At 47.8% G+C, this 13,178-nt stretch carries 11 protein-coding genes; 2 read left to right on the top strand and 9 right to left on the bottom strand.

Features of this window, described 5'->3' with window-relative positions; translation table 11 throughout:
• Window positions 1–26: 26 nt before the first annotated feature.
• On the top strand, window positions 27–491 hold the full coding sequence (locus tag ACIDITHRIX25_RS77215; RefSeq protein WP_052604816.1) for a MarR family winged helix-turn-helix transcriptional regulator: 465 nt from the start codon (window positions 27–29) through the stop codon (window positions 489–491).
• A gap of 318 nt (window positions 492–809) precedes the next feature.
• Here the strand turns inward: ACIDITHRIX25_RS77215 and ACIDITHRIX25_RS77210 are convergent, their stop codons facing one another.
• From ACIDITHRIX25_RS77210 to ACIDITHRIX25_RS77180, 7 genes are all read right to left on the bottom strand, one after another.
• Window positions 810–1,961, bottom strand: a complete 1,152-nt coding sequence (locus ACIDITHRIX25_RS77210) for an ABC transporter ATP-binding protein (protein WP_201733103.1) — start codon at window positions 1,959–1,961, stop codon at window positions 810–812.
• Between the two features lie 122 nt (window positions 1,962–2,083).
• On the bottom strand, window positions 2,084–3,697 hold the full coding sequence (locus ACIDITHRIX25_RS77205; protein WP_052604774.1) for an alpha-amylase family glycosyl hydrolase: 1,614 nt from the start codon (window positions 3,695–3,697) through the stop codon (window positions 2,084–2,086).
• A 38-nt stretch (window positions 3,698–3,735) separates the two neighbouring features.
• A complete protein-coding gene (locus ACIDITHRIX25_RS77200; RefSeq protein ID WP_052604773.1) occupies window positions 3,736–4,581 on the bottom strand; it encodes a carbohydrate ABC transporter permease in 846 nt (281 codons plus the stop codon).
• Window positions 4,582–4,587: 6 nt separating this feature from the next.
• On the bottom strand, window positions 4,588–5,544 hold the full coding sequence (locus ACIDITHRIX25_RS77195; protein WP_201733102.1) for a carbohydrate ABC transporter permease: 957 nt from the start codon (window positions 5,542–5,544) through the stop codon (window positions 4,588–4,590).
• A gap of 169 nt (window positions 5,545–5,713) precedes the next feature.
• Complete coding sequence (locus tag ACIDITHRIX25_RS77190; protein WP_052604772.1) at window positions 5,714–7,066, bottom strand: ABC transporter substrate-binding protein; 1,353 nt, start codon at window positions 7,064–7,066, stop codon at window positions 5,714–5,716.
• Between the two features lie 124 nt (window positions 7,067–7,190).
• Window positions 7,191–8,237 (bottom strand): LacI family DNA-binding transcriptional regulator, encoded by a 1,047-nt coding sequence (locus ACIDITHRIX25_RS77185; protein ID WP_201733101.1) that lies wholly within the window; start codon window positions 8,235–8,237, stop codon window positions 7,191–7,193.
• Window positions 8,238–9,871: 1,634 nt separating this feature from the next.
• The gene (locus ACIDITHRIX25_RS77180) at window positions 9,872–10,045 is read right to left on the bottom strand and encodes a hypothetical protein (RefSeq protein ID WP_201733100.1); all 174 of its coding nucleotides are present in this window, start codon (window positions 10,043–10,045) and stop codon (window positions 9,872–9,874) included.
• 600 nt (window positions 10,046–10,645) lie between these two features.
• Here ACIDITHRIX25_RS77180 and ACIDITHRIX25_RS77175 point away from each other — a divergent pair.
• On the top strand, window positions 10,646–11,410 hold the full coding sequence (locus tag ACIDITHRIX25_RS77175; RefSeq protein ID WP_201733099.1) for an SDR family oxidoreductase: 765 nt from the start codon (window positions 10,646–10,648) through the stop codon (window positions 11,408–11,410).
• A 76-nt stretch (window positions 11,411–11,486) separates the two neighbouring features.
• On the opposite strand, the gene ACIDITHRIX25_RS77170 is transcribed toward ACIDITHRIX25_RS77175, so the two are convergent.
• Together ACIDITHRIX25_RS77170 and ACIDITHRIX25_RS77165 are read right to left on the bottom strand one after the other, a co-directional pair.
• Complete coding sequence (locus tag ACIDITHRIX25_RS77170) at window positions 11,487–12,359, bottom strand: sirohydrochlorin chelatase (protein ID WP_201733098.1); 873 nt, start codon at window positions 12,357–12,359, stop codon at window positions 11,487–11,489.
• The gene (locus ACIDITHRIX25_RS77165) at window positions 12,356–13,168 is read right to left on the bottom strand and encodes a precorrin-8X methylmutase (protein ID WP_201733097.1); all 813 of its coding nucleotides are present in this window, start codon (window positions 13,166–13,168) and stop codon (window positions 12,356–12,358) included. Before ACIDITHRIX25_RS77165 ends, ACIDITHRIX25_RS77170 begins: the two co-directional genes overlap by 4 nt.
• Window positions 13,169–13,178: the final 10 nt, after the last annotated feature.

The raw sequence follows: 13,178 nt of genomic DNA, 5'->3' as shown, positions 1-13,178 counted from the left end.
ATTTCGATTTGGGAAGGATTCAAGATATGGCGATAGCTCCTCGGCAAAACTTAGATAGTGAATTCGATACGCCACAGGCGAGTCCTGGCTTTTTACTTTGGTATACCACGAATCGTTGGCAGGCATCTCAAAGGGCTGCACTTCGACCATTTGGATTGACCCATGTTCAATTTGTGGCTCTAGCTTCATTGGTTTGGCTTAAGAACAAGCGGGTAATCAACCAACGAGATTTAGCAAGCTTTGCATCTATCGATCCGATGATGACCTCTCAGGTCTTGAGGAGCCTTGAGGCAAAGAATCTAATTGTTCGAAGTCAGGACCCACTCGACAAGAGAGCGTGGCTTCTTTCGGCTACCGAAGCTGGAACTGAACTGGCGAATCAGGCCATAGTTGCCGTAGAGCGATGTGACGAGGAATTTTTTAGTCGACTCATCGATGTAGAAGCTTTTGTGGAGCAATTAAAGGCTTTGTCGGCGATTGAAGAGGCATAGCTCATAAAGTGTTTTGGTCTTCCTTGGGCCAACCTTTAAATCGTGAATTTCTATTTCGATTGTTGCTACGGTCTAACCGATTAAGAGATCTAGCGATGAGATGATTTTGACATCACATAAGCTCGGCCTAATTGGATTATCTTGATAACGAATGTTATGTGGCGAAATCTCTAGTGGCAATGGACGGTGGCACTAAATTGTGGCCCATCGTCTTTTGGAGATTGGCACCTTCAAAATCTTTTACGAAGGTGCCAATAGACATTTAGAGCCCTGAAGCGATATAAGCGCCGAAAGGGTTAAATCGGCAAAGTCGAGTCGTTAGTAGATTGCTATCCCGGTGACGGAATCGAAGAAGTGAAAAGCGGTAGAATTTGGCTTTAGGCGAACGTTATCTCCAGCCTTTACAATTGCGCGTGGTTCGATCCGAGCAACTCCTGCCCCTTTGCTTTCCATTATGGTTTCTGCCTCTTCAATCGCACCCTCAACGGTGATCGAATTAGCTTTTATCGTGAAGTGAACGATGAGTTCAGAGCCTAGCGCTTCCACGATTTCCACTACAGCACCTACCGCATTAGTCTCTAATTCGTCAGCCAACGATAGGTCCTCGGGGCGAATACCAACGGTAATTTGCTTGCTTGCGTAACTTTCGAGGATTGGATGTGATACGAGAACGCTGTCAGGTAGATCGATGAGTTCCCCAGCGAGAATAAGTCCCTTGGCGCCCTGAGTCAATTCTGCCTGGTAGAGGTTTATTGCGGGCGATCCGATAAATGAAGCGACGAATTGGTCGATGGGATAGTCGTATAGGTTTTGCGGGGTATCGCATTGGAGGAGATTGCCGCTATTTAGAACCGCCACGCGGTCTCCCATGGTCATAGCCTCGGTCTGATCGTGGGTAACGTACATGGTTGCTACGCCAAGCTGGCGCTGAATCTTTAGGACTTCAGAACGCATCTTCACTCGAAGCTTGGCATCGAGGTTTGAAAGAGGTTCGTCCATCAAAAAAACCGAAGGCTCCCTTACTATTGCTCGGCCCATGGCTACACGTTGGCGTTGGCCCCCAGAGAGTTCCCGAGGCTTACGGTCCAACCATTCGGTCAGACCAAGAAGTTCTGCGGCGGCACGTACCTTATTGCCGATCTCTTCCTTGGGCAGCTTCTTGAGTTTCAGGGCAAAGCCGATATTTTCAGCTACCGTCATGTGGGGATAAAGGGCATAGTTTTGAAATACCATCGCGATGTCTCTGTCTTTGGGTGATACTTCGTTGACTACTTTCTCGCCGATCTTTAAAGATCCGTGTGAGATATCTTCGAGTCCGGCAACCATGCGGAGTAGCGTGGTCTTCCCACATCCTGACGGGCCAACTAGGACCATAAATTCTCCCTCGGCGATCGATAAAGAGATGTCATGTACCGCTTCGTAACCGTTTGGATAGATCTTTTTAATATTTTCTAGATTGATAGTTGCCACGGTTGCGTCCCCCAGTTAGGTAGTAGTTTCTCGCAATTTTTCGGTCTTTACCGCTGGTGGCCACCATTTGTTTAAATGGCTAAGACCAGCGGTTTCTTTGGTCTTTGACTAATGATTTTGTCTTAAAAAGTAAAACGTAGCTCTTGAGTCGAAATCACGGACTCCCATCCCGCTAGTTGAATTGTATCACTTTGGACCTCCCAGCTTGTGTTATCTAGGCTGTGTAGGACGATTGAATTTGGGTCGCAGTGTGCAATTATCGTTGCATCTGAAAGGTTTGAGGCAACATAAGAACGCCCGGTTCGGTAATAGAGTACATCGGGTGGACTCTCCAAGAGGGCAAAATGTTCTCGTCGAAAGTCATAGGCCGTCTTGCGCAATGCAAATAGTTCTCGAGCGTAGTGAAGGATCGAATTCCTATTGGCCATTTGCGAGGCCACATCTTGATAGTCATTTGCTCTATATGGTAACCACGGAGCGCTGTCGCCATCACTGAAGCCACGATTTGCACTAGAGTTCCACGACATTGGTAGTCTTGCGCTATCTCTTTCAAATCGAGTACCTGGTATGCCCGCTGTCATTTCGTCCCGCATCATCTTTGGTGGTACCGCTTCGTCACCAAACCCAAGTTCGTCACCATAGTAAATGACTAACGTGCCCGGAAGGGTGGCAAGGATTGTAAGTGCAACTCGGATCTTTTTCGCATCACCTTTGGCCCATCGTGTTGGGAAGCGGGAGATATCGTGGTTCGAAGCAGTCCAGACGGGAGTAGATCCCTCAGGGAGATGTCTTAGTGTCTCGGCGATGGACTTCCTAAGAGAGCTGGCATCGAACTTCGAGAAGGTAAAGAGGAAGTTGAAGGCCATTTGAAGTTCATCGTTTTTTCCGTAAAACTTCGCCAACCCTTCTAAGCCATCCACCCAGGTTTCACCCAGTAGTAGACGCGGTGGAGAGTACGACTCTGCTAAGTTTCTCCATCTCCGATAGACATCGTGGACCTCGGGTTGATTTTTCGAATATTTTTCTATCAAGTTGAACCGTTCATTCACCGTATCTTCAGGAGGTGCAATTGGGTCGTCTCTTAGGTCTTTGTCCTTGTAGAGGCCGTGCGCTACATCGATTCGAAATCCCGCCACACCCTTCGCGAACCAGAATTGAACGATCTCATCCATCTCTCGATGAATTTGTGGATTCCACCAGTTCAGATCCGGTTGACTCTTTAAGAAGTTGTGGAGATAATATTCCCCGGAAGCTTCGTCAAAGGTCCATGCGCTCGAACCAGTTGCATCGATCCAATTATTAGGTGGCTGGTTCGGCCCCTTGCCCTTTGCCCAAACGTAGTAGTCTCGATATTTTGACTTTGGGTTACCCTTAGACTCAATGAACCAGGCATGTTGGTCGCTCGTGTGGTTAGGGACAAGGTCTAGAAGTACGTGGATTCCTAACTCTGCTGCTGTTGATATGAAGCGCTCTAGCTCCTCCATTGTACCTATAGAGGGGTGGACGCCTTTGTAGTCGGCTACGTCGTATCCCCAATCTCGATCTGGAGAGGGCATACTCGGTGAAAGCCAGATGCCGCCTACGCCGAGCCAGTTTAGATACGGTAGCATTTCGTGGGCACCGATTATATCTCCTAGCCCGTCTCCGTTGCCATCCTTAAAGGATCGAATATAGATGTGATAGATCAGTGATCCATCCCACCAGTGTCTTTGTGCCTTAAGGTCAATATCTGTCAATTAATTCAGCTTTCCTTATAAAAATTGTGGCGTTTTCCTCAGCCCTTTACCGCCCCGGAGGTCAAACCGGAGACCACCGACTTGCGGAAGACAAATACGAGAATTCCAATCGGTACAACTGCTACAACGCTAGCTGCAAATATTGTTCCATAGGGAATATTGAATGGTGTGCCAAAGAGTGCGATTCCTACAGGTATGGTTCTAAAACTGTTCGAGTTGTTGAGGGTTAGTGCCATGAGAAATTCCGTCCAACACGCTGTAAAGGTGAAGACTCCAGCTGTGAAGAGGCCCGGCAACGCTTGTGGCAAGATGATCGACCAGTAGATGCGAAGTGGGGATGCGCCATCTATTCGTCCCGTCTCCTCCATCTCTTTTGGTAGTCCCAGGAAGTAGTTTCTCAGGATCCAAATGGCAAAGGGTAGATTGAAAGCGGTGTAGGGAACTATGAGCGCCTGATAGCTGTTTAACCATCCAATAGTGCGCATCATTAGATATAGGGGCGGAATTACTGCAATTCCTGGAAATAGCGAAATGACCAAAAGCGTCAACATGATCGTGGTTTTGCCTCGCATTGGAAGTCGTGCCAAGCCGTAGCCCGCTAGAGATCCCAGTCCCAATACCAAAATGGTAGCAGCTACGGTCACGATCATTGAGTTGATGAAGTATTGACTGAAGCCGTATTGACTGAATGCCTGCTGATAGTTTGCAAAGCTAAACGGAGAGGGGATATATTGAGGTGGCGATGCACCTATTGCCACTGGTTGTTTGAGGCTTGAGATAACTAGCCAGTAGATCGGCAAACTCACCGATGTGACGACTACGAAGACTCCGAGATTTACCAAGTTGATATATCGAGCGAAACCGGTTTTTTTCTTACGTTCCATCTTTGGCTACTCCCCGTTGTTCACTTGGCTCTTGAAGACCTTTAGAAATGAAAGGCAACCGATTAAAACCAGGCCCGTAGCACTGACCGCAACTGCAGAACCAGGTCCGAATTGTAGGTTTTGAAACATGGCTTTGTACCCCAGGATTGCCAAGGAGGTAGTAGAAGTCCCGGGCCCTCCACCAGTCAAAACGAATGGGAGGTCGAAGATTCCAAACGCTTGTAAGATCCTAAATAGGACCGCGATGGCAATTGTTGGTCGCAGCAGAGGGAAGGTTATCTTCCAGAACATAACCCATCCAGAGCATCCGTCCACTGCGGCTGCTTCAAAGACATCGCCGGGTAGCATCACGAGACCCGCTAGGACGATTACCGCCACAAAGGGTGTTGTCTTCCAGATGTCGGCAATCATCATTGAGATGATGGCTGGCGTGGGACTTCCGAGAAAGACCGGTTTGCCGAGGCCGACGGCGCTAAAGATCTGTTGCATGACGCCGTAGGAACCCTGAAATATATATTGCCAAAGCTCGGCCGATATTACGGTGATTATCGACCAAGGCAGGAGTAGCAGGGCCATCATGGGACCGCGTCCTCCGGAAAGGCGTTCCATCAAAAGCGCGATCATTGTTCCTAGTATTACCTCCACTAGGACCGAAACAATGGTATAGAAGATTGTAAAGGCTAAAGCGTAACGCCACTCAGATGAGTGAATCAAGATCGAGAAGTTGTTGAAGGTAAAGCCCCCAAGCGAAAAGCCGTTTCCTGAAAGGGTTACGTTTGAGAGACTTAGGATTACTGAGAAAGAGATTGGGAAGATTGTAACAAGGCCAACTATTAGCAGTGAAGGTGTGGTGAAGCGCCATCCGAGGCGCGCCAGTAGGATTTGATTTCGATCTCGGAGCTTTTTCGAAGCGGCTTTTGAAGTAGGCGTGGCTTCTGTGACTTTCGTTTCTGTTGCAACCATGGGTATCTTTCACCTCGCTGTTTTAGATAGATTGCTTCTATATTGATACGGCTGAACCCGTTGTCAATTGTTTGTGCCCCTTGACCTGGGGGTGGCAGTCGTTTTCAACTCATACATGGCTAAGCATGCATGAGTTGAAAACTCCAAGGGGCACATCGCTATGGGGGGGTTAGAGGCCGCCACCCAACGCTGAGTTCATCTGAGATGAAGCGGTTGAAAGCGCTGAAGCTACCGAGGTGGAACCCGAAAGAGCGGCATTTACATTGGCGTAGATTGCTTGGCTAACCGCAGCATAGTTTGGCGTACCCGAAGGACGAGGTACCAGTTTGGTCTTTGCAGCTATCTGAAGCGGAGGAGGAGCCGTCGTCGACGAAGCAAAGGCTTGACGAACGGATTCCACTGTAGGAATAAAGGACAGGTTTCCTAAAGTGGTCTGGGCTGCAGTTCCTGACATCCACTTCAAAAAGGTTAGGTCGGCCTGAAGGTGCTTGGTATGAGGGTTGACATACAAGTTCCACCCACCAATGTTTGAATAACCAGGTCCACTTTGACCTGGGAAGGTTGGGAGAGGGGCCACTCCAACTTTGCCGACCACCTTTGAAGTGGCGGGGTTTTGGGAGTCAGCCCATGCATATGTCCAGTTTCTCAAGAAGGCGGAATTGCCGGCTACGAACGTTGATTCGGCTTGTGGTTCTTGCATTGTAGTGACAGAGGCAGGGCTGGCGCCACTGGTAATTAGGCTTCGCATGAAGGTGAGTGCCTTTAGCCCGGCTGCGGAATTGATAGTCGACGCGCTATATCCTGAGTTGACAACGGTTCCACCTGCCGAAGCGAGATATTCCATAAAGTTACAAGTCAGGCCCTCGTAGGAGTTCCCCTCCCAAACGAAGCCGTTTTGAACTAAACCATCTTTGACGAGGGTTACCGCTTCAGATTCGAGTTGTGGCCATGTCGTTGGAACTGGTAGATTCGCTTTGGCTAAAAGATCTTTGCGATAGTAGAGAAAGCCTTGGTCTGAAAAGAGTGGTGATCCATATACCTGACCCTTATAGGATGCTCCAGATACTAGTCCAGGTGCAAATTTAGCAAAATAGCTCGCCGGTAGGTATTTGCTCAACGGTAGCGCAAGGCCATGGGCTCCGAATTGAGCCGGCCAAATCACATCCCCCATAAAGACGTCAGGTGTTGTGGCACCCCCAGAGATCTGGGTGATAAGTTGGGCTCGATTTGTATCTGTGTTCGTTGGAGCGGAGATCAGTTTGATCTTTATGTTTGGATTTGCCGCTTCAAAGGCAGTGATTAGCTTTTGGCGATCGCCTGCGCCACCAAGGGGGCTCGCCCACCAATTGATAGTGGTTATGCCGCCTGAGGTCCCAGATGCTGAGGTCGAGGCCGATGATGAAGATGTTGACGATGAGCCACAAGCGCTTAATACTAAAGCAGATGTAGCGATGGTTATTGCATATTTGCCCGCCCTTTTACGAGGGTTCCTCTTCACCGTAGATTTGCTATGGATTTTCATCTAGACTTCCTTTCGTGCTTCTGCGAAGCTATAAGCATCGATCGAGCGTTAGGTATTGGGCGCGAATTACCAAGTGGCCCAAGACCATAACCTCGATCGTTTTTTTACCTTTTAAGAATTTGAATTACGAGATAATTCGACTCAGGCTTGACCCCCGTTCTCCTTTAGTGCTAGAGCGAACGACCACCTCGATGTCCATCAGGAGTGTTGGTTCGTCGATTTTTTTGCCCTCCATGAGAGTGGTTAGTCGCTGGGCCCCGAGCCTTCCGCTCTCATGTAAGTGTTGGCGCACGGTTGAGAGATCCAAAAGGCTGGTGACTTCTAGGTCGTCAAAGCCAATTATGGCCAAATCTTGAGGAACTTTGCGTCCCAAAGATTCAGCCGCCACCAGTGCTCCTATAGCCTGTGTATCTGATGCGGCGAATATTGCGCTCGGTGGATTGGCTGATTCCAAGAGTTGCTGGGCGCATACTCGAGCTGCCTCAGCGCTATGATCACCTAACTTGACCAAGGATTCATCGTGGGTCAATCCATTGGCCGTTAGTGCTTGGACCATTCCAATGAGTCGTTCGCGAGAAGACGAGAATTTGAGGCTTTCCCCTTTGATTAGATCGCCGATGAAACCGATACGGCTATGTCCTTCTTCAATGAGGTGGTTAGTAGCTAGGCGTCCACCCAATTGATCATCTATTGTGACCTGAGCGGTTCCTTCGCCAATCGTGTCGACAAGGGACAACGCGACTCCAGCGGATTGGAACTTTCGTATATGCTCGGGCATCATCGGAACAGATATCACAATCACACCGGTTGCTTCATGTTGATCCATTAGTGCTTCGAAGTAGTGGTCGCGCTGAGATGTTTTGGAGACGCTGTAGAGCACTGTGCTGTGACCCGTTTGGTCTAAGAAATCAAGTGCGCCATCGATTCTAGTTACGACTGAGGGTCGAGTGAGAAACGGCGCCACGATAGCGACGTTGTCGAATCTTCCTTTAGATAGGCTGCTGGCGAGGCGACTTGGTTTAAAATCAAGTGTCTCGATCGCAAGAAGTACTTTTGTACGTGTTGCATCTGAAACTTTAGTGCTTCCATTTAGCACTCTGGAAACGGTGGAAACGGCGACGCCAGCATGGTTAGCAACATCAAATATGTTAACTCTCGAATGTTTTAGCACGTGGTTTCCCCCTTTGTGCGTTCACTGGCTCTACCTTCCCCAAGGTAATTCGAGCCGTGGAAGCGCTTCCACTAGAAGTAATATTATTCACTAGTAATGGCACTTTCAAGTCAATTGCGGAAAATATTTTTAAAAACTTTTCTACCTGCGAAGATGATGAGGCTTATTAGTTTTTGGGATGGGACTAGATCAGGGCTAACTTCACCACTGCTGCCTCAAAAATTTCTACCCTGCTCTTGATCTATCTATCTATTCAATTGCATGCTTGTCTTAGCCGTGTTTATCTCTAGTTCGTTTAATCGTGCAGCTACGGCTTTGGCATTTGGCCTGCTTTGTATGGCCATGGTATGGTGAGGGATTGTTTTGGTCCGGACCCTCTCCTAGAATTTTATCTGTAGCCTTAGCTACAGTTATTTTGAACCATGAGAATTATCCAAAGACGGAGAATGGGCCATATTTGAAATAGTAAAATGTGATTTTTAAACAAGTCCTAGGCCGTTACTTTCTTATTTTTGAATCACGTGGACTTTATCAGTGACAATGTCTCCTCCAGCAGTCGACTCTATGTCGACTGTGTTGACATACCTGATTATTTTTGGATTTAACCTGATTTTGCTTCACCTGCTTGGATCTATGATTGTTCGTTAGTTGATTTACCGGGATAATTATTATTAGATGATGCCATATCGTATCAACATTAACTATTCAAAAGTTTTACTTTAGCGCTAGTGATTTTATGAAATAATCCATTTAATCCAATTGGATCCAGGTCTGTAACAATAAGGGAAGATTCGATGTTTTTATGCGCAGTGGGTGATTGATTGATGAGCCATGTCCTGTGTGCGATGGTGAGCTGATTCCCACAGGGGCTAGTGGCGCGCTCAATCGAAGCCCAAGTTGCATACTTGTAGCTATTTTAATATGTCGCTGGAACGTCACTAGTCGACATGGCAGCTACTATTTGCGCCTTTGACTCGGTTGGTCCAATCGAGTAAATTATATTTTTAAGCTGTGTTCCGCCATTTTAAGTCGTGTTTTTATTAATTTATTATGACCAGTTAACTCGGTGGGTGAACATTCAACTCGGTAGGTGAACAGGATTCAATCTTTGCACTTATAGGTTTTGAGCTATGACGATTCCCTTAAGCTCGTTTTTCCCGGGGTTTGATTATCGCAATTGGATATAACTGATTTTCTTCGGCCTCTTTGTTTGAGATTATGGCGATAGTGCCTATCACGGACGTTGGGTTTGATTAGGCATAATCCAATTTCGGCTTCAAATGTGGAGTGCTTTAAAGTGAAGAGGTTTTTATCCATTTGGGATAATCCTGATGTTCTGAAATGTCTACGGATCTATAGGCACTCCTTTTGTCGTGGTAACCTCGCCACTTCAGCGCCTTGCATCATATCCCATAGAGACGGAACCGATACGAGTCGATGATTGCCGCCTCTGACGTGTAACTTGCATAGTTGTGGGTTAGCGCAATGGGTGTGGGGCAGAATCTCCATGGCACTAGCCATGGAGATGTAGAGCCCCACTGGGGCGAAGCCCTAAAGAACTGTGCTCAAACGTTGCGCTGATTAGCCATGTACTGCTCGATGATTTCTAGCGGGGCGTCGTCGGCCTTTAGCGATCAGTATGAGTTTGTCCACAGCGTTGGCGACTCTGTAACTAAGACGTGGAGACTTATCGCGCTATAAGTCGAGAGAACGACCCCTGATTCCGCGACGAGATTACCAATTTCGTGCTTCAGATCGACGCCTACGAGAGGATGTAGGCGATCAGAGGTGGTCTTGAATTCAGTCAATTCGACCCCTTTCTCGAAAGGGAGCCTGGGTAATGATCTCCTTTAGCTGATTGTAGGAATGCTCTTTTCAATGTTGGCGGTACTGTGGTGTATTGTTGGTGATAACTGATCTTGCGTACCAAGGAGACCACACGACGTGATAGCTACAATGCTAGACGATGTTGTTATTTGGATTAGGTTGTTATGGATTTGATCTTCATTTAGGCAAGTATGTAGCCATGTGCTAGAAGACAAAGATGAGTTGGTCCACAGTTGGTTATAACTACCGGTTGCGCGTCGTCAGAGACGCAGAGTCGTAGTTGCAGGCCGAATGCGACAGTCTCCGATGGGTTTGGGATAGTTGCCTCGAAGGTTCCAGAGACCGAGAGTGGGCCGTCACGCTAGGTGGTCATTCCGTAGTAATTTTCGTTGCCACATTCATGCATTTTCTAATGGCCGTTGCCATATGTAGAGATAACTTGGTAGATGAGGATTGTTAGGCGTGACGGTATCTGTTGGGATTTGGGATTTCCCTTTAGCTGAGGCGATCTTATGGATTGCGATAAATAGCGGTGATGATTTCGAAGTTGGCCATTACAAAAGGGTAGGAGGGCGCATGCGATGGCACCAAGGCAAGTGGCGCTAATAACGGGAGTCGGCAGAAGAATAGGCATTGGAAGCGCGATTGCTAAGGCTCTAGCTCGGGATGGTTTTGATATCGCCTACACCTACTGGAGCCGATATGACGAATCGATGCCTTGGGGAGCCGATCCTGAGCATAACAGCGAACTTAGCAACTATATCGCCAACTTGGGAGGACTAAGTATTGGCATAGAAGCCGACCTTTCGGAGCTCTCTGTTCCATCGATGATCTTTGATATGGTCAACTCGAAATTGGGTCCTGTGGCTGTGTTGGTTCTTTCGCATTGTGAGTCTGTGGATTCATCGATTATGGATACGACACTTGAGAGCTTCGATCGTCATTTTCAGGTAAATATGCGTGCAAGCTGGCTTTTGATTCGAGAGTTTGCAACTCGTTGGAGCTTAGCGCCAGATCAAGGCCGCATTGTCGCACTTACCAGCGACCACACAGCCTTCAATCTCCCCTACGGCGCTACCAAAGGCGGGCTCGATCGAATTGTTTTAGCTGCTGCCCATGAACTTTCTGAATTGGGAATTCGATCGAATGTGATAAATCCTGGAGCTACCGATACGGGCTGGATGTCTCCTGAGCTTATTGATTTGATTAAGAGTAAAACTGCACTGGGGCGTGTTGGGGAGCCAGAAGATGTTGCAAATCTTGTCTCTTTTCTCTGCTCGCCACGAGGCGGTTGGATAAATGGTCAGCTCCTATATTCCAATGGAGGCTTTGTGGGAGGCCCATAACTTTTAGTGCCAAGGAGGCTAAAGGTAACCGCGCCAAAAGTATAGGCTTGTCGTGAAAGTGGCGATATGACCACCATTAATGGTGGTGGTGATGATTGTCGTTCGGATATGCCACCACCAGTGGCTGTCCAAAGTTTGACTCGAAGTTTTTTGTTCGAATTCTGTAGATGCAACGATCACAACTCATTTGGACCCTGTCCCCATCGGCTTCGGCTATGCGCTGGGCGATTAACTCCACCAGCACTTCGTGAGGTCCAAGTTCACCATGGATGCCCAAGGTGACATCTTGGTGTGTAACACTCCATTCTTTTGCCTGTTGGGAAATTCGATCGATCAATGCGCCAGCAAAGAGAAAATATGGTAGTACTGTAATTCTTTTCGCGCCAAGGCGATAGGCGCGCTCTAGACCTTGGGGGACGCTGGGAGTGGTTAGGGATATAAATGCACTTTCCACAATAGAGATCTGGTGTATCTCGGTGATCATCCTGGCTATCTTTGCGACCTCTGAATTTGCATCAGGATCACTTGAACCTCGTCCTACAAGGAGGATCGCCTCCTCGTCTTTTTCTTGGCTGGGGTCGATAGGGCGGTAGCGCTCCATGAATGCATCGATCAACTCGATACTTATCGAGAGATCTCGACCATAGCGAAATTCAATGGTAGTAAATTCGCCTCGGGCAGCCTCGACTGCTCCAGCTATGTCACTTTTGGCGTGGCCAGCACCTAAGAGCACCAAAGGTATCACTGTGATTTCTTTTGTATCTTTGGTAATGAAGCCCCTAAGTGCGGTTTCAAGATGTGGATCTGCCAGTTCTAAATAGCCATATCCAACCTTGCGTCCCTGGAAGTGCTTACTACACATTTCCACTAGGGTCCTTAGTTGTTCTTGTCCCATTGCAGATTTTGTTCCATGGCCGACAATAAAGATGTCGCTTAGCTCGTTTGTCATTTGGGTCTTCTCGTTTCGTTGGCCTTTGGGGTAATTCGATTTAAGGCTTCTTCTAGCACGAAGGAGCCTTTTGCCATTCTCGCAATGGCGTTGAAGGCCGCCGCTGTCATAGCTGAGCCTCCACGGGGCCCTATGTTGGAGATTTGGGGGATCTCGCTTTCTTGCAAGAGTTTTTTCGCATCTGCTGCACCTACAAAGCCGACGGGAAGTGCGACGACTAAAGTCGGATCAATTCTTTCTTTTTCCCACAGTTCAATTACTGAATAGAGTGCTGTTGGGGCACATCCGATGACGACTATTGGATCAGAGGGCGACTCTAGTAGGGCATTCTCTATACCTGTCTGTGTCCGAGTCTTGTTTTGATCGGGAGTTTCCACTTGGTCGAGGCCACATATCGTCTCTCTCCAATAGAGGGCTCGCCGTGTCATTTCAACATCGGTAATTACCTTAGCTCTAGAGTTAGCGAGGCAATTGACAGCCTTGGCGACTGAGCCATCTGAAAATGAGAGCGTCTCTAAAATCGTTGGATCCGCGCAGGCATGGATAACCCTTGCAGCAACTTCGCGCTCATATCGATCAAAGCCGTTAAGGTTTACACTTTGAGCGATAATTGCCATGCTTTTATCTTCAATGTCGTTACCAGCCATTTGCTGGAGGTACCGGTTGATGCTCTTCACTTCAATGACGATATTACTGGGGGATTGGGCATTATTTGTTACCTTTATTTTGGCTTTTGGTGAAATCGATAGGCTGTTTCGATGACACCGATCTAATTCTTTGAAGAGGGTTAGATCGAGTGAACTCTTCATTAATCTTGGG

This window comes from Acidithrix sp. C25 (assembly GCF_904848545.2).
The sequence above is the reverse complement of the archived record's forward strand: the minus strand, read 5'-3'. Positions and strand labels throughout refer to the sequence as shown.

Bases quoted from the DNA above. Each gene is read 5' to 3' on its own strand.
- ACIDITHRIX25_RS77215 (WP_052604816.1), top strand. From the start codon at position 27: ATGGCGATAGCTCCTCGGCAAAACTTAGATAGTGAATTCGATACGCCA.
- ACIDITHRIX25_RS77200 (WP_052604773.1), bottom strand. From the start codon at position 4,581: ATGGAACGTAAGAAAAAAACCGGTTTCGCTCGATATATCAACTTGGTA.
- ACIDITHRIX25_RS77195 (WP_201733102.1), bottom strand. From the start codon at position 5,544: ATGGTTGCAACAGAAACGAAAGTCACAGAAGCCACGCCTACTTCAAAA.
- ACIDITHRIX25_RS77190 (WP_052604772.1), bottom strand. From the start codon at position 7,066: ATGAAAATCCATAGCAAATCTACGGTGAAGAGGAACCCTCGTAAAAGG.
- ACIDITHRIX25_RS77175 (WP_201733099.1), top strand. From the start codon at position 10,646: ATGGCACCAAGGCAAGTGGCGCTAATAACGGGAGTCGGCAGAAGAATA.
- ACIDITHRIX25_RS77170 (WP_201733098.1), bottom strand. From the start codon at position 12,359: ATGACAAACGAGCTAAGCGACATCTTTATTGTCGGCCATGGAACAAAA.
- ACIDITHRIX25_RS77165 (WP_201733097.1), bottom strand. From the start codon at position 13,168: ATGAAGAGTTCACTCGATCTAACCCTCTTCAAAGAATTAGATCGGTGT.